This window comes from Photobacterium sanguinicancri, from assembly GCF_002265265.1.
Lineage (GTDB): Bacteria > Pseudomonadota > Gammaproteobacteria > Enterobacterales > Vibrionaceae > Photobacterium > Photobacterium sanguinicancri.
On the sequence record NZ_NOIF01000013.1, the window covers coordinates 21,097 to 37,368 of the forward strand.

At 45.5% G+C, this 16,272-nt stretch carries 15 protein-coding genes; 14 read left to right on the forward strand and 1 reads right to left on the reverse strand.

All coding sequences use genetic code 11. From position 1 onward, the window contains the following. The first annotated feature begins 102 nt into the window (after positions 1–102). Positions 103–816: a lipid-binding SYLF domain-containing protein gene (locus ASV53_RS03915; RefSeq protein WP_094956178.1), complete on the forward strand. Its 714-nt coding sequence runs from the start codon at positions 103–105 to the stop codon at positions 814–816. Between the two features lie 373 nt (positions 817–1,189). After that, positions 1,190–2,737, forward strand: a complete 1,548-nt coding sequence (locus ASV53_RS03920) for a S8 family serine peptidase (protein ID WP_094956179.1) — start codon at positions 1,190–1,192, stop codon at positions 2,735–2,737. Between the two features lie 86 nt (positions 2,738–2,823). Here the strand turns inward: ASV53_RS03920 and ASV53_RS03925 are convergent, their stop codons facing one another. Further along, positions 2,824–3,306: a zinc ribbon-containing protein gene (locus ASV53_RS03925; protein WP_062690727.1), complete on the reverse strand. Its 483-nt coding sequence runs from the start codon at positions 3,304–3,306 to the stop codon at positions 2,824–2,826. Between the two features lie 183 nt (positions 3,307–3,489). Between ASV53_RS03925 and leuS the strand changes: the two genes are divergently transcribed. The 12 genes from leuS (at position 3,490) to lipA (ending at position 16,254) form a co-directional block, all read left to right on the forward strand. Continuing rightward, positions 3,490–6,066, forward strand: a complete 2,577-nt coding sequence (leuS, locus tag ASV53_RS03930; protein ID WP_094956180.1) for a leucine--tRNA ligase — start codon at positions 3,490–3,492, stop codon at positions 6,064–6,066. A gap of 149 nt (positions 6,067–6,215) precedes the next feature. After that, positions 6,216–6,893: an LPS-assembly lipoprotein LptE gene (locus tag ASV53_RS03935; protein ID WP_094956181.1), complete on the forward strand. Its 678-nt coding sequence runs from the start codon at positions 6,216–6,218 to the stop codon at positions 6,891–6,893. After that, positions 6,890–7,921 (forward strand): DNA polymerase III subunit delta, encoded by a 1,032-nt coding sequence (holA, locus tag ASV53_RS03940; protein WP_094956182.1) that lies wholly within the window; start codon positions 6,890–6,892, stop codon positions 7,919–7,921. The genes ASV53_RS03935 and holA overlap by 4 nt, the downstream gene beginning before the upstream one ends. A gap of 107 nt (positions 7,922–8,028) precedes the next feature. After that, positions 8,029–8,346 (forward strand): ribosome silencing factor, encoded by a 318-nt coding sequence (gene rsfS / locus ASV53_RS03945; protein WP_062690723.1) that lies wholly within the window; start codon positions 8,029–8,031, stop codon positions 8,344–8,346. 6 nt (positions 8,347–8,352) lie between these two features. Continuing rightward, positions 8,353–8,823: a 23S rRNA (pseudouridine(1915)-N(3))-methyltransferase RlmH gene (rlmH, locus tag ASV53_RS03950; protein ID WP_062690722.1), complete on the forward strand. Its 471-nt coding sequence runs from the start codon at positions 8,353–8,355 to the stop codon at positions 8,821–8,823. Between the two features lie 6 nt (positions 8,824–8,829). After that, the gene (mrdA, locus tag ASV53_RS03955; protein WP_062690721.1) at positions 8,830–10,773 is read left to right on the forward strand and encodes a penicillin-binding protein 2; all 1,944 of its coding nucleotides are present in this window, start codon (positions 8,830–8,832) and stop codon (positions 10,771–10,773) included. Then, positions 10,770–11,891, forward strand: coding sequence for a peptidoglycan glycosyltransferase MrdB (gene mrdB, locus ASV53_RS03960; protein WP_094956183.1), 1,122 nt, complete (start codon positions 10,770–10,772; stop codon positions 11,889–11,891). Before mrdA ends, mrdB begins: the two co-directional genes overlap by 4 nt. Next, on the forward strand, positions 11,892–12,695 hold the full coding sequence (locus ASV53_RS03965; protein ID WP_094956184.1) for a septal ring lytic transglycosylase RlpA family protein: 804 nt from the start codon (positions 11,892–11,894) through the stop codon (positions 12,693–12,695). Positions 12,696–12,918: 223 nt separating this feature from the next. After that, on the forward strand, positions 12,919–14,094 hold the full coding sequence (locus tag ASV53_RS03970; protein ID WP_094956185.1) for a serine hydrolase: 1,176 nt from the start codon (positions 12,919–12,921) through the stop codon (positions 14,092–14,094). Between the two features lie 156 nt (positions 14,095–14,250). Further along, the gene (gene ybeD / locus ASV53_RS03975) at positions 14,251–14,526 is read left to right on the forward strand and encodes a DUF493 family protein YbeD (protein ID WP_062690719.1); all 276 of its coding nucleotides are present in this window, start codon (positions 14,251–14,253) and stop codon (positions 14,524–14,526) included. 109 nt (positions 14,527–14,635) lie between these two features. Then, the gene (lipB, locus tag ASV53_RS03980; protein WP_094956186.1) at positions 14,636–15,280 is read left to right on the forward strand and encodes a lipoyl(octanoyl) transferase LipB; all 645 of its coding nucleotides are present in this window, start codon (positions 14,636–14,638) and stop codon (positions 15,278–15,280) included. Positions 15,281–15,282: 2 nt separating this feature from the next. After that, the gene (gene lipA, locus ASV53_RS03985) at positions 15,283–16,254 is read left to right on the forward strand and encodes a lipoyl synthase (protein WP_062690717.1); all 972 of its coding nucleotides are present in this window, start codon (positions 15,283–15,285) and stop codon (positions 16,252–16,254) included. The last annotated feature ends 18 nt before the right edge of the window (positions 16,255–16,272 follow it).

Here is a 16,272-nt window from a genome sequence, read left to right on the forward strand (position 1 = left end):
TTCGTCTTTTTTTTCATCTTGCTAAGATAGAAAGCACATTCAGTATTTATACCAACCTGGGCTGTTACTTATTTAGATTGGTACAACTAAAGGATTCGCACCATGAAAACGGTTAACCGCTTATTTTCAATGCTAGGGGGGCTTGCACTCCTTTGCATCGCAACAGGCTCTGTCGCTAAAGAAGACATCGAAATCCGTGCTTCCCTTGAGCATTTTCAGCAAGCACAACAAACCCAGCCCTTTTTTGACTCCGCGTATGGCTACGCTATTTTCCCTTCAGTCGGTAAAGGTGGTTTCTGGGTCGGCGGTGCATACGGTACTGGCACTGTGTATAAAGCCCAAAACGTCACGGGATTTGCCAAACTGTACCAAGTTTCTGTTGGCCTTCAATTTGGAGGACAATCTTACAGTCAAATCATGTTCTTCCAAGACCAGCGATCTTACGAACGCTTTATTAGTGGTAGCTTTGAATTAGACGCCCAAGCCTCTGCTGTGGCATTAACAGAAGGCGCACAAGCACGTGCTGGGACAACAGGGGTTGGCGCTGGCTCTGGAAAGAACTTTGTCGAAGCCAATTACACTAATGGCATCGCCATTTTCACCTACGCCAAAGGCGGTATGATGATTGAAGCGTCATTGGCAGGGCAAAAATTTAGCTATGAGCCGCTCAACGCGACCACAGAACAGGTCAAAGATCTCAATCAAAGGGATACAGACCAAGCCAAGCAAGGCGCTCCCGTCAGTGATCTGACATCACCTACGGCAAGTGATAGCGATGAACCAACCGTTATTTTGGCCCCCCCACTAGAAGAGTAAGAGGTTGCAGGATGATAATACGACTTTCATCGTCGTATTATCCTGCCAGTTTGATTTTCAAGGCTCTATTTTATCTTGCCAATTAACAGCAAACCCAATATAAAATAGGATTAGTTGCCTTGCCTACTAGCATTACTCACCGCAAAATTCATCAAGCAGTAACATATAAAACTGAACGCACATCACCACAAGCATAAGATCGCTTGCAACCGTTTTACTATTTCCTTGATATCGATTCCCATTCTCGTTTTTTATCCTGAAAAATAAAATAAAAGGAGAACACTTGGTTGGGAGGAAGACTTTCCTCATAACAATAAACCAACTTGGATAAGCCTTAGCTTGTTCTATTTGGTATCAAAATCAAGGATAGAAAATGAGAACCATACCAACTCTACTGGCTATGCTCATTGCGAGCAGCCCTGTTCTAGCCAATAACAACTCACTAATAACCGATCAAGTCATTGTTAAATACCGTGCTAATAGCCCAGTAATGCAGGCTGCAGCATCACCAATGGTTGATGGTATAACCCACTTACAACAAAGTATCAGTGCCGATATTCTATACCTTCGCCCAAGTGCGAACGGCACCCACATTCTAAAAGTATCCGATCAAACGAAACTTGAAACGGTGATCGAACAGCTACAGCAAGATCCGAACATCGAATATGCCGAGGCTGACCGTATTATGTGGCCGACCGCGATCCCAAATGATCCGGGATATAATCTCCAATGGCATTATTCAGATGCGACCAGTGGCATCAATATGCCAAAAGCATGGGATGTTACAACTGGCGGCTCAGAAGTCATTGTTGCGGTGATCGATACTGGTGTTCGTTTTGATCATCCCGACCTTATAAACAACTTACTCCCTGGCTATGATTTTATTAAGAATGCCAAAGGGGCGCGAGATAACGATGGTCGAGATAGCGATGCAACTGACGAAGGTGATTGGTTAGTTGCGGGTCAATGTGGTCAAAACTATCCGCCACAAGATAGAAACTCATCGTGGCATGGTACTCATGTTGCGGGCACCATCGCGGCGGAGGGTAACAATAGCCAAGGCGTGACTGGTGTGGCTTGGAATACCCGTATCGTCCCCGTGCGAGTCCTTGGTGCCTGTGGTGGCTACACCTCTGATATTACCGATGGAATGCGCTGGGCTGCAGGCTTGCCTGTTCCCAACACACCAGCCAATCCATACCCAGCTCAAGTCCTAAATTTAAGTCTTGGTGGCCAAGGAGCTTGTGGCTATGCTTACCAACAAGCCGTTAATGATGTCCGAGCGAAAGGCGCCACCATTGTCGTGGCAGCAGGTAATGACAACCTAAATGTCCGCGATTTTAGCCCAGGTAACTGCCAAGGCATTATCTCGGTTGCTTCCAATAACAAGGAAGGAAATCGTGCATTCTATTCAAACTATGGCGATCTCATTGATATCACAGCGCCAGGCGGCGGTCGCTCTGGTGGGATCCTATCCACTTTTAACGCAGGCAAACGCCAAGCGGGCGAAAACAACTATAGCTACTCAATGGGCACCAGTATGGCTACCCCACATGTAGCAGGTATCGCCGCACTCATGTATTCACTCGATTCCAGCCTAACGCCAGATCAAGTTGAGCAATATATCACCGAAACATCGCGTCCATTCCCTGCTGGTAGCAGCTGTAATACCTCAGAGTGTGGTACAGGTATTGCCGATACTTTTGCGGCTTTACAGCGAGTGAAAGGGATCACACCAGAGCCGGGGACAGTTGATTGCAGTACATTACAGCAATGGTCACCTAGCAATGTGTATCAAGCTGGCGCTCAAGCACAGCAAAATGGTCTCGCCTATCAAGCTCAATGGTGGACTCAAAACCAATCCCCGATAGATAACCACACCAATTGGGCCGTATGGACCAAGCTGGGTCAGTGTAAATAAAACTCAAATTAGAACCTGAACGAACAAGCGGGCTTAATCGCCCGCTTTATATTCACGCCTAAATGCAAAACTAAGTTAAGGCCTAACTATGGTGATAAGGGCTGGCGGGTAAATTGCTCGTGCCCACAGCGCACACAAGGCTCTAAACGCTTCACATGGGTATACATTTGATGATGACCACAATGTTCGCAAACTAAATTACCCAGACCGATAATTTCTCCAGCTTGATAGACGCCTTGGTGCTGAATATCGCCCATCACCTCGCGCCACTCTAATTGGGTTTTATCGGTAATTTCAGCTAAACCACTCCAAATTGTTTCCGATACAGCCTGATAAAATGGGCTTTCATCAAAAGGCTCTGAACTTTCTTCTACGTTTTGACCAAATTCAGCCAAATCACGCTTTAGATACGCCGAGATCAATGCTAACTCATCCTTGGTCATATCACTGGCGGCTTGACGGTATTTCTCTGTAGTTTCAACCCATTGCTGAAGCTCTTCGGGACTATGCTTTAAGGCTTCAGTTACTTTCTCAAGTAGTGCTTCATATTCTGCTTTTTGCTTCGCCATATGTACCTCCTCCCCTTGAACCGACAACACAAGTCACTCAAAACACCGTATAAGGCAGAGATAAAGCAACAATAACTGTATCGAATGACCCTCAGCTATTGTTGACACCTTTACCTTTAGTTATTCTATGTCGATTATATTGAATGTGTTTGTACTCAACTCACAAAATCCTGGATGTCATCGATGCAAGAACAATATCGCCCACAGGACATTGAACAGAAAGTTCAAGAACACTGGGACAACAACAAGACCTTTGTTGTAAGTGAAGACCCTAATAAAGAAAAATTCTACTGTCTCTCCATGTTCCCGTACCCAAGCGGTCGACTGCACATGGGTCACGTTCGTAACTACACCATCGGTGATGTTGTTTCTCGTTACCAGCGTCTGCAAGGCAAAAACGTCATGCAACCAATCGGTTGGGATGCATTCGGCCTACCAGCAGAAAACGCAGCGGTTAAGAACAACACAGCACCAGCACCATGGACTTATGAAAACATTGAGTACATGAAGAACCAGCTTAAATCGCTAGGCTTGGGTTACGACTGGAGCCGTGAGTTCGCAACTTGTACGCCTGAGTACTACCGTTGGGAACAAGAGTTTTTCACTAAGCTTTACAATAAAGGCTTGGTTTACAAGAAGACCTCTTCTGTAAACTGGTGTCCGAATGACCAAACTGTACTGGCTAACGAGCAAGTAGAAGATGGTTGCTGTTGGCGTTGTGATACGCCTGTAGAGCAGAAAAAAATTCCACAGTGGTTCATTAAGATCACTGAATACGCACAAGAGCTACTTGACGATCTAGACAACCTTGACGGTTGGCCTGACATGGTGAAAACCATGCAGCGCAACTGGATTGGCCGCTCTGAAGGTGTTGAGCTATCTTTCGCTGTTAACGGCGAAGAAGCACCACTAGAAGTATACACAACGCGTCCAGACACCCTTATGGGCGTTTCTTACGTTGGTATTGCTGCAGGTCACCCACTTGCAGAGAAAGCGTCTCAGAACAACCCTACGCTTGCTGCATTCGTTGATGAATGTCGTAACACCAAAGTTGCTGAAGCTGAACTAGCAACAATGGAAAAGAAAGGGATGGATACTGGCCTAACGGCTATCCACCCGCTTAACGGTCGCGTTGTCCCTGTTTACGTCGCTAACTTCGTTCTAATGGATTACGGCACAGGTGCGGTAATGGCGGTTCCTGCTCACGATCAACGTGACTACGAATTCGCCACTAAATACGGCATCGATATCATTCCAGTAATCAAACCAGAAGACGGTTCTGATATGGACGTATCTGAAGCGGCTTACACTGAAAAAGGTGTACTGTTTGATTCTGGCGAATTTGACGGCCTAACATTCCAAGCAGCATTCGATGCAATTGCAGCGAAGCTTGAAGCGGAAGGTAAAGGTAAGAAGACAGTTAACTTCCGTCTACGTGACTGGGGTGTTTCTCGTCAACGTTACTGGGGCGCACCAATCCCAATGGTAACGACAGAAGACGGCCAAGTTCACCCAGTTCCAGCGGATCAACTGCCAGTTATCCTACCGGAAGACGTGGTAATGGACGGCGTAACTAGTCCAATTAAAGCGGATAAAGAGTGGGCAAAAACCACCTTTAACGGCGAACCAGCATTACGTGAAACCGATACCTTTGATACTTTCATGGAATCATCTTGGTACTACGCACGTTACTGTTCTCCACAAGCTGATGACATTCTAGATCCAGAAAAAGCGAACTACTGGCTACCAGTCGATCAGTACGTTGGTGGTATCGAGCACGCTTGTATGCACCTACTGTACTCGCGCTTCTTCCACAAATTGCTACGTGACGCAGGTTACGTAACATCTGACGAGCCGTTCAAGCAGCTTCTTTGTCAAGGTATGGTACTAGCAGATGCTTTCTACCACACTAACGATAAAGGCACCAAAGAGTGGATCGCACCGACTGATGTTGAAATCGAACGTGACAGCAAAGGTCGCATCGAGAAAGCAGTCGATAACCAAGGCCGCGATGTAACGCACTCAGGCATGATCAAAATGTCTAAGTCGAAAAACAACGGTATCGACCCACAAGAGATGGTAGACAAATACGGTGCAGATACCGTGCGTCTATTCATGATGTTTGCATCACCTGCAGACATGACACTTGAGTGGCAAGAGTCTGGTGTTGAAGGTGCTAACCGCTTCCTGAAACGTGTTTGGAAACTGGTTAACGAGCACGCATCAAAAGGCGCAGCTGAAACTGTTGACGTTAGCGCACTATCTTCTGCTCAGAAAGTACTTCGTCGTGATGTTCATAAGACCATTGCAAAAGTAAGCGATGATATTGGCCGTCGTCAGACATTCAATACCGCGATTGCTGCAATCATGGAATTGATGAACAAGCTAGCGAAAGCGCCTCAAGAATCTGTGCAAGATCGTGCAATTCTAGATGAAGCACTTAAAGCCGTCGTACGTATGCTTTACCCTATGACACCACACATTTCTTACGAGATGTGGGAAGCGCTAGGTGAATCAAACGTTGACTCTGCAACATGGCCTACTTTCGACGAAGCTGCACTCGTTGAAGATGAGAAAACCATCGTGGTTATGATCAACGGTAAATTACGTGCGAAACTGACAGTTGCCGCTGATGCAACTGAAGAGCAAGTAAAAGAGCTTGGTCTTAACGATGAAAACGCAGTGAAATTCCTTGATGGCCTAACCATACGTAAAGTTATTTACGTACCTGGTAAGCTACTGAACATCGTTGCGAACTAAGTTCACAACCTGATGACAGACTATCCCCGCTCAGGCGGGGATATTTTTATCTAGCATCGCTATAGCAACTACCTGTCATATCAAGGTACAAATCAGATTGATTTCCCGCTATAGTCGATAAGTTTTCACTCTACTTAGGAGCTAATTTGGTGAAGGCTTTCTTTTCTCTAAAAAGCACCCTTAGACTACTTACGGTCGCCCTACTTTCTCTTACTGTGTCTGCGTGTGGTTTCCATTTGCGTGGTACTTACATGCTACCTGATGAAATCGCCAAACTATCACTGACTAGCTTTGACCAATACGGGCAACTCACCCGCTTGGTAAAATCACAATTCAAGTTGCATGGTATTGAAGCCGTGCCACCATCTGCGACAGTCTCTAACCTTCACTTAATCGGTGAAAGTGACGGCGAACGCACACTATCGCTATATCAAAACAGCCGTGCCGCTGAGTACGAACTCAATTATTCAGTACGCTACAGTATTACGATTCCTAATAAAGCCAGTAAAACATTCTCAACGAAGGTAACCCGTACTTTCCTTGATAACCCTTTAACTGCACTAGCAAAATCGGTTGAACGAGATATGATCAAAGACGAAATGCGTGAACAAGCATCGCGTCAAATATTACGTCAGATGGCTCGTTTGACAGCAACGATGGAAACACTCGACGAACAAGAGCTCGAAGCTAAACTAGCCGAGATGGAAGATACCAAAGCGGAAGATATGCCCGCTTCAAACACGTATAACAGCACCAACACTGTCAACACAGAGGAAGTGAGTACAGTGGAACCCGCAGAAGGCGAGGTAGGCACTAGCCAACCATGAGAGTTTACCCAGAACAACTGACACAGCAGCTCAAAAAAGGGCTGTGTCAATCCTACCTGTTATTTGGCAATGAACCGCTACTGAAGCAGGAATGTGGCGATCAGATTAAACAAATCGCGCAGCAACAAGGTTTTGATGAGCGTCATAGCTTCACCATAGATCATCAGCTTGATTGGAACCTAGTGCTCGATTGCTGTAACGCAATGAGTCTTTTTGCTGCACGTCAAATCATCGAGCTTGAGATCCCAGAATCTGGCTTAAACGTGAATCAAGCCAAATCATTGCTGGAAATCTGTGACAGCTTACACAGCGATATTCTGTTATTAATCACAGGACCCCGCATAAATAAAAAGCAAGAATCAACCAAGTGGTTTAAAGCACTCGATAGTCAGGGACTGTATCTTCCTTGTAATACGCCAGACCCTCGCCACTTACCTCGCTTTATCCAAGCTCGGTGCCAACAATTAAACCTTAAAGCTGATCACGAGTCGATTCAGATGTTGGCTCAATGGCATGAAGGCAACATGCTGGCATTAGCGCAAAGCCTACAGAAACTGACTTTACTCTACCCTGATGGCGAACTTACTATTGTTCGTTTAGAAGAAGCCTTAAGCCGCCATAATCACTACACGCCATTTCAGCTCGTTGATGCGGTTTTAGCTGGCCAAGCAAAGCGCAGCCAGCGCGTATTGCGTCAACTTGAAGGGGAAGGGATTGAAGCGACTATTATTTTACGGACATTGCAGCGCGAATTAACACAGCTGTACAAGATGCAAGAGATGGGTAAGAAAGGCACGCCGCTTAACATTATTTTCGAGCAGTTTCGCGTATGGCAAAACCGTCGTGAAATTTATATCGGCGCCCTGCATCGGTTACCTTATGCCAGAGTCGTCAGCTTGCTACGTTTATTGACCCAACTTGAGATCCAAGTGAAAACGGATTTTGATACTAAACCTTGGCCAGCACTGAGTGCGCTCTGCGCTGAGATGTGCGGGATAAGCACCCATACCGAACCTACACCTTTTTAGTGCTTGTGTCGGATCAGGCAGTGCGTGTTATACTGCGCCGCTAAATTGTGACTTAGATCGATTTGTCGCAAACTTTTTATTTATTATCACCAAACGAGGGGATTCCTTTGCAGGTTCAAGAACTACACGATTTTATTGTTGATAAAGTTGACGATATTAAAGCCCAAGACATCGTAACGATTGACGTACGTGGTAAGTCAAGCCTAACTGACTTCATGGTTCTATGTACAGGTACATCAAACCGTCACGTATCTTCAATTGCAGATCACGTAAACAAAGAATCAAAACTGATTGATTTCCCTCCATTTGGTATCAGCGGTGAAGATGATGGCCAATGGGTTATCGTTGATATGGGTAACGTAATGTTACACATCATGCAGGAAGATTCACGTAGCCTGTACCAACTGGAGAAGCTTTGGAGCTAATCAGTCATGAAGCTTCAATTGATTGCCGTTGGCACTAAAATGCCCAAGTGGGTTGAAGAAGGTTATAAAGAATATAGCCGTCGTTTCCCTAAAGACATGCCTCTGGAACTTATTGAAATTCCAGCAGGTAAACGCGGAAAAAATGCAGATATTGCTCGTATCTTGCAAAAAGAAGGCGAAGCCATGCTTGCCTCTGTACCGAAAGGTAACCGTATTGTCACCTTGGACATTCCTGGTAAACGCTGGGATACCGAGCAACTGGCTCAACAGCTAGAAAGCTGGAAGCTAGATGCGCGCGATGTTTCGATTTTGATTGGCGGCCCTGAAGGGTTATCACCTGCTTGTAAAGCAGCGGCCGAACAAAGTTGGTCTCTTTCACCACTTACACTGCCACACCCGATGGTACGTGTGGTGATGGCTGAAAGTTTATATCGCGCGTGGAGCATCACCGCAAACCATCCTTACCACAGGGAATAAGTGTCAATGAGACGAAAGCGTACCCAGATCCGCGACCATCGGGCTGAGTCGGCGCTCTTTTTCCGCCGTGCTCTTGTCTCATTTATAGGCATTATCGTGCTGGTAGGCGTGTTGCTCACTAACTTGTACCATATTCAAGTTAGTGAACATGACGACTATCAGACACGATCTAATGACAACCGTATTAAGGTTGTACCTGTCGCGCCTAACCGCGGCATGATCTATGATCGCAATGGCATTCTTCTGGCAGAAAACCGTCCTGTTTATGCTCTCGAGATCACCAAAGAAAAAGTGCCTGATATTGAGGCCACCTTCACCCGCCTCAAAGTATTAATGGGCATTACCGACGAAGATATCACCCGTTTTGAAAAAGAACGTCGTCATACCCGTCGCTTTAAATCTATCCCGATTAAAGGCCAGCTTACCGAAGAGCAAGTTGCCCTATTCACGGTCAATCAACACCGTTTTCCTGGGGTTGAAGTCAAAGCCTACCTCAAACGTTATTACCCATATGGTGATGCACTCACCCATGTCTTGGGTTATGTCGCTAAAATTAACGACCGTGATCTTGAGCGCCTAGAGCGCGATGAAAAAATCAGTAACTACAAAGCCACGCGAGACATGGGCAAGCTTGGTATTGAACGCTACTACGAAGATTTATTACACGGCACATCTGGCTACCAAGAAGTCGAAGTGAACAGTCGTGGCCGCATTATTCGTACACTCAAGTACGTACCACCGATCCCAGGCAAAGATATCAAGCTTAACTTGGATATTGACCTGCAACTGTTTGTCAAAGAGCAGCTCACGGTACGCAGTAAAGACCCAGAAACTGGCGAAGAAATCGTAAAATACAAACGAGGCTCTATTGTCGTCATGGATCCACGCGATTCTGCCGTTATTGCAATGGTATCAAGCCCAAGTTACGACCCGAATTTGTTTGTACATGGTATTTCAGGGCCTAAATATCGAGCACTATTGAATGACATTAACCGCCCATTGGTTAACCGTGTCACGCTAGGCATATACCCACCAGCGTCAACGGTAAAGCCTATGATTGCTGTCGCAGCCTTAACGGAAGGTGTCGTGACGCCACGCACCGTACGAAATGATCCGGGTTACTGGAAAATTCCAAATTCCAATAGCCGCCCATTCCGTGACTGGAAACGTTGGGGCCACGGCAAGGTGAACATTCACAAAGCAATAGAAGAATCTGTAGATACTTACTTCTATCAAGTTGCTTACGATCTCGGTATCGATCGCTTATCCGCTTGGATGACCAAATTTGGTTACGGTGAATACACTGGCATTGATATTCATGAAGAAAGTAAAGCCAATATGCCAACCCGAGAATGGAAGCAAGCTCGTTTCCGTCAGCCTTGGTATCAAGGCGATACGATCCCTGTTGGTATCGGACAAGGCTATTGGACAGCAACGCCATTGCAAATAGCCAAGGCCACCACTGTTTTAGTCAATAAAGGCATTGTCCGTGCGCCGCACCTTTTAAAAGACATTGTCGATAATGACGTTGAAAAACCAGCCATCTTTGACGAGTATCCGCCCATTACAGGCGTGGATGACGAAGACTGGGAAATTGCGAAAGACGGCATGAAACGCGTGCTATTTGGTGTCCGAGGTACCGCACGCCGTGCCTTTTATGGCGCCCAATACAAAGCGGGGGGTAAATCAGGCTCTGCGCAAGTGTTTGGCCTCGCAGAAGATGAAAAATACAATGCAGAGGAACTTGCCGAGCATTTACGTGATCATGCGCTATTCACAGCATTCGCACCGTATGACAAACCCGAAGTCGTTGTATCTATGGTGCTAGAGAATGCGGGCGGTGGTTCATCAAACGGCGGCCCGGTGGCTCGTCATATTTTCGATCACATTCTACTAAAGCCAAAGGCACCGTTAGACAAAACAGTATCGAGCACTGAGGTAACACAATGAGCATTATGGCCACCACAGGCAATAAACGAACCCTAAGTGACCGCTTACATATCGACTTCCCATTGTTAATGGGGATTTTAGCCTTGATGTGCTTTGGCCTACTTGTAATGTATAGCGCCAGTGGTCAACACATTGAAATGATGGAGCGCCAAGCTGTACGTATGGGTCTATCACTTTGCGTGATGTTTGCATTAGCCCAGATAGCACCGCGTCACTATGAGACCTGGGCACCGTATCTATTTGGCATAGGTCTATTGTTATTACTCGGGGTTTTGTTCTTTGGTGAAGCCTCTAAAGGTGCTCAACGCTGGCTAAACCTTGGTTTTGTTCGCTTTCAACCCTCAGAGCTTATCAAACTTGCCGTCCCCCTGATGGTGGCCCGCTTTATTGGTAACAAACCACTCCCCCCTAGCTTTCGTAATATTGTCGTCGCCTTGGTGATGATCTTTGTACCAACGATTTTAATCGCTAAGCAGCCTGACTTAGGCACTTCAATTTTGATCGCTGCATCAGGTATTTTTGTGTTGTTCTTATCTGGGATCAGCTGGCGTATTATCTTCTCTGCCGGTGTATTGCTTGGCGCATTTGTTCCTGTTTTATGGTTCTTCCTAATGCGCGATTACCAACGGACACGGGTATTGACACTGTTTAATCCAGAGTCAGACCCATTAGGGGCGGGTTACCATATAATTCAATCCAAAATCGCCATTGGCTCTGGCGGTTTAGCGGGTAAAGGTTGGCTGCAAGGAACTCAATCACAACTCGAATTTTTACCTGAACGCCATACCGATTTCATTTTTGCGGTGATTGCCGAAGAATGGGGCTTAATTGGTGTCGCCTGCTTGTTATCACTTTATCTCTACATTATTGCTCGTGGCTTATTGTTGGCAAGTCGAGCACAAACGGCGTTTGGCCGCATGATGGCAGGCAGTATCGTACTGAGCTTCTTCGTTTATGTTTTCGTTAATATCGGAATGGTAAGTGGTATTTTACCTGTTGTTGGTGTCCCACTTCCTTTAATCAGCTACGGGGGTACCTCAATGGTGACCTTGATGGCAGGCTTTGGCATTCTGATGTCTATTCATACCCATAGAAAAATGTTGTCAAAGGCGACCTAAATGCGTGTTATCTCCTTACTTATTGTCTTAATTCTGGCAGGCTGTAGTTCTACCCCTAGCGATGAGCGCTACGATATTGCTGATGATGTGGCACCAGAACAATCGCCAACCCTGGATCATATTGAGGATGCACAACCCCGCTATGAACCCAAAAGTCTTGCGGGTAACAAAGATTACACTTTACGTGGTCAACGCTACGAAATTGTAAAAGACCAAAAAGGCTTTACCCAAGAAGGTAATGCCTCTTGGTATGGTAAAAAATTCCATGGTCATAAAACCTCAAATGGTGAGGTATATGACATGTATTCAATGACAGCAGCACACAAAACATTGCCGCTACCGAGCTATGTAAAAGTCACCAATACCAATAATGGTAAAACAGCGATTGTCCGTGTAAACGATCGTGGACCGTTCCATGATGGCCGAATAATCGATCTTAGTATGGCAGCGGCCTCTAAGCTTGACGTGATCAAACATGGCACTGCGCCAGTTAAAATTGAATTAATCACGATTAAAAAACCAGCGTCAAGCGAAGAGTGGCAGAGCGCCAACCCTAATCAGTATTTTGTTCAACTTGCTGCGGTGAGTAATCAAGGAAAAGCACAACAAATTGCAGAACAATTAAAAATGCAATTTGAAACAAAAGTCGATTTAATGAAAGTAGAAAAAACGGATATTTACCGTATTCGCCTCGGGCCTTATATCGATCGTGATGAAGCAATTTCACAACGTGACAAAGCGAAATCACAGCAATATCCAAAAGCCTTTATCATTACATCGCAACGTTCTTTGGAACAAAAGTAACGTTTTGCAATCAAACAATACCAGCTGGGAATTTTCATTCCCTTAACGGAATTTATTTCGTGCCCAGTTGGTCAATAATACGGCCAATTAAAAGGCCGTGACTTTGTCTCTGTCAGTTTTTCGCTAATCCCACCATAAGGAGCGATGTCAAAGGTGGTTGATTACTTTCAATCTGATATAGTGTGTTCAGTTTTTGACATCGCCCAATAAAGTTACATCAATCATGAAGAAATCTGCTGCAACTTTTCGATCGATCGCTGCCTCTGCTTTGATGCTGGCATCGGTATCTGCCGTAGCGGCTCCAGCCGTTGTTCCTGAAGCCCCACAAATTGCTGCAAAAGGCTATGTCCTGATGGATTACCATTCAGGCAAAGTACTTGCGGGCAACAAAGAATTTGTTCAAATTCCGCCAGCAAGTCTAACCAAGATGATGACCAGTTATGTTATTGGTCAGGAAGTTAAACGCGGAAACATCTCGATGGATGACACCGTTGTCATCAGTAAAAATGCTTGGGCAAAAAACTTCCCTGGTTCATCAAAGATGTTCATTGAAGTAGGTAGCGAAGTAAAAGTCGCAGATCTTAACCGCGGCATCATCATCCAATCTGGCAACGATGCCTGTGTTGCGATGGCTGAACACGTTGCGGGCTCTGAAGACTCTTTCGTTGATCTAATGAACGCTTGGGCTAAAACCATCGGAATGGATAAAACCCATTTTGGTAATGTTCACGGCCTAGACAACGACAACCTGTACACCACACCTTACGATATGGCATTGCTTGGTCAAGCGCTTATCCGTGATGTACCTGATGAGTTTGCAATCTACAAAGAAAAATCATTCACCTACAATGGCATCACGCAGTACAACCGTAACGGTTTATTGTGGGATAAAAGCCTCAACGTAGATGGTATGAAAACAGGCCATACCAACAACGCAGGTTACAGCCTAGTTAGTACCGCAACTGAAGGTAAAATGCGCCTAATTTCGGTAGTGATGGGCACTAAAAGTGCGAATGCCCGTAAAGCAGAGAGTAAAAAACTGCTTAACTACGGCTTCCGTTTCTTTGAAACCGTTTCACCACATAAAGCGAATGAAACTTTCGTAACCGAAAAAGTGTGGATGGGTGATCGTAGCGAAGTCTCTTTAGGTGTTGACCAAGATACATTTGTAACGCTACCTCGTGGCCAGACTAAAGATCTGAAAGCAAGCTTTGTTCTTGAGAAAGAACTTAAAGCCCCTATCATGAAAGGCGAAAAAGTCGGTACGCTTTACTACCGTGTTGGCGAGGATGATATTGCTGAATATCCACTTATCGCCCTAAATGATGTTAACGAAGGCAGCCTATTCAGCCGCCTGATTGATTACATCATGTTGCTATTCAAAGGCTGGTTAAGCTAAGTTTTCTACCTGAAAACAAACAATTAAAAAGAGGCAGCTTAAGTTGCCTCTTTTGCTATCTGCCGCCTAGTATCGAGAAACTGGTAGTCGGTAGTAAGATCGGTATAATAGCTCGCCTGAAATTGAGTTATCCCTTGCGGAATCCTGGAGTACAGAATGCAACAACAAGAACAGCCTAAACTAAAAGATCTGCTTGAGTTCCCTTGTAAGTTTTCATACAAGGTAATGGGTTTCAACAAGCCTGAACTACCGGATCTTGTAGTTGAAGTGATTCAACGTCACGCACCAGGCGACTACACACCAACCGTTAAGCCTAGCGGTAAAGGTACTTACAGCGCTGTTTCTGTCACTATTACAGCAACGTCTATCGAGCAAGTTGAGATTCTTTACAAAGAATTAGGCGATATCGAAATCGTTCGTCTTGTTCTGTAGTTAGCGACACCAAATACCCCTACAAATTGGCGGCTGAAATTTCAACCGCCAAGCTTTATAATGCCAACCAAGAATAGCTCGGCTTTGCCGATATTAATTGGGTGATACAGTGCAGAAACATCTCAAAATTCGACACCTTGGACGCTGCGACTACGAACCAACATGGCAAGCCATGCACAAGTTCACCGATGAGCGTACACCAGAAACAACCGATGAAATTTGGTTAGTCGAACACAACCCTGTTTTTACCCAAGGTCAAGCTGGTAAAGCAGAGCACCTGCTAAATACTGGTGATATTCCTGTGGTTCAAAGTGATCGTGGCGGCCAAGTGACTTACCATGGTCCAGGTCAGCTAATTGCGTATATCCTGATCGACTTGCGTCGAAATAAAATGGGTGTTCGTGATTTAGTCACACACATTGAAAATACAGTCATTCAAACGCTATCCCATTTCGGGGTAACGTCTAACGCCCGCCCAGATGCGCCGGGAGTATATGTAAATAACCAAAAAATATGCTCACTCGGTTTACGTATCCGTCGCGGTTGCTCTTTTCACGGTCTGGCACTCAATATAAATATGGATTTGGCGCCGTTCTTGCGTATTAATCCTTGTGGTTATGCAGGTATGGAAATGACGCAACTTGCGTCACTTAATGGCCCATCAGAACTGACGGAAGTTCAGCCTGTACTTGTCGAAGAGCTTGTAAAACTGCTCGATTACCAGAGCGTTGAGTGGATAACGGAAAGCAATTAATTATGAGCAAACCTATAAAAATCGAACAAGGCGTCAAATACCGCGATGCCGATAAGATGGCCCTCATTCCTGTACGTAATGTGGCAGAAGAAGAAGCGCCACAGGAAGTGCTACGTAAACCTGAATGGATGAGAATCAAGCTTCCGTCAGATAGCAAGCGCATCCAAGAGATCAAGTCAGCAATGCGTAAGAACAAGCTTCACTCTGTTTGTGAGGAAGCGTCTTGCCCTAACCTAGCTGAGTGCTTCAACCACGGTACTGCAACTTTCATGATCTTAGGGGCGATTTGTACTCGTCGTTGCCCATTCTGTGATGTTGCCCATGGCCGTCCATTACCACCAAATGCCGAAGAACCAGCACACCTAGCTCAGACTATTGCTGATATGAAGCTAAAATACGTGGTGGTAACATCGGTTGACCGTGATGACTTACGTGATGGCGGTGCTCAACACTTCGCCGATTGTACTCGTGAAATTCGCGCAAAAAACCCAAGCATTCATATTGAAACTCTGGTGCCTGATTTCCGTGGTCGAATGGATCGTGCACTTGAAATTCTACGTGACAACCCGCCAAACGTTTTCAACCACAACTTGGAAACTGCACCACGCTTGTACCGTAAGGCTCGCCCAGGTGCTAACTACCAGTGGTCACTGGATCTATTGAAGAAATTCAAAGAGATGCACCCAGAAGTACCGACTAAGTCTGGTGTGATGATGGGCTTAGGTGAAACAAAAGAAGAGATCGTTCAAGTACTGAAAGATCTTCGTGCACACGGTGTTACCATGCTAACACTGGGTCAATACCTTGCACCAAGTCGTCACCACTTACCGGTTGAGCGCTACGTGCCGCCTTCTGAGTTTGATGAACTTAAAGAGATTGCATTAGAGCTTGGTTTTACCCATGCTGCGTGTGGTCCATTTGTTCGTTCTTCTTACCATGCCGATATGCAGGCACAAGGTATTGAAGTTAAATAATTCTAAACGAATTATTAC

Bases quoted from the DNA above. Each gene is read 5' to 3' on its own strand.
- ASV53_RS03915 (WP_094956178.1), top strand. From the start codon at position 103: ATGAAAACGGTTAACCGCTTATTTTCAATGCTAGGGGGGCTTGCACTC.
- ASV53_RS03920 (WP_094956179.1), top strand. From the start codon at position 1,190: ATGAGAACCATACCAACTCTACTGGCTATGCTCATTGCGAGCAGCCCT.
- ASV53_RS03925 (WP_062690727.1), bottom strand. From the start codon at position 3,306: ATGGCGAAGCAAAAAGCAGAATATGAAGCACTACTTGAGAAAGTAACT.
- leuS (WP_094956180.1), top strand. From the start codon at position 3,490: ATGCAAGAACAATATCGCCCACAGGACATTGAACAGAAAGTTCAAGAA.
- holA (WP_094956182.1), top strand. From the start codon at position 6,890: ATGAGAGTTTACCCAGAACAACTGACACAGCAGCTCAAAAAAGGGCTG.
- rlmH (WP_062690722.1), top strand. From the start codon at position 8,353: ATGAAGCTTCAATTGATTGCCGTTGGCACTAAAATGCCCAAGTGGGTT.
- mrdA (WP_062690721.1), top strand. From the start codon at position 8,830: ATGAGACGAAAGCGTACCCAGATCCGCGACCATCGGGCTGAGTCGGCG.
- mrdB (WP_094956183.1), top strand. From the start codon at position 10,770: ATGAGCATTATGGCCACCACAGGCAATAAACGAACCCTAAGTGACCGC.
- ASV53_RS03965 (WP_094956184.1), top strand. From the start codon at position 11,892: ATGCGTGTTATCTCCTTACTTATTGTCTTAATTCTGGCAGGCTGTAGT.
- ASV53_RS03970 (WP_094956185.1), top strand. From the start codon at position 12,919: ATGAAGAAATCTGCTGCAACTTTTCGATCGATCGCTGCCTCTGCTTTG.
- ybeD (WP_062690719.1), top strand. From the start codon at position 14,251: ATGCAACAACAAGAACAGCCTAAACTAAAAGATCTGCTTGAGTTCCCT.
- lipA (WP_062690717.1), top strand. From the start codon at position 15,283: ATGAGCAAACCTATAAAAATCGAACAAGGCGTCAAATACCGCGATGCC.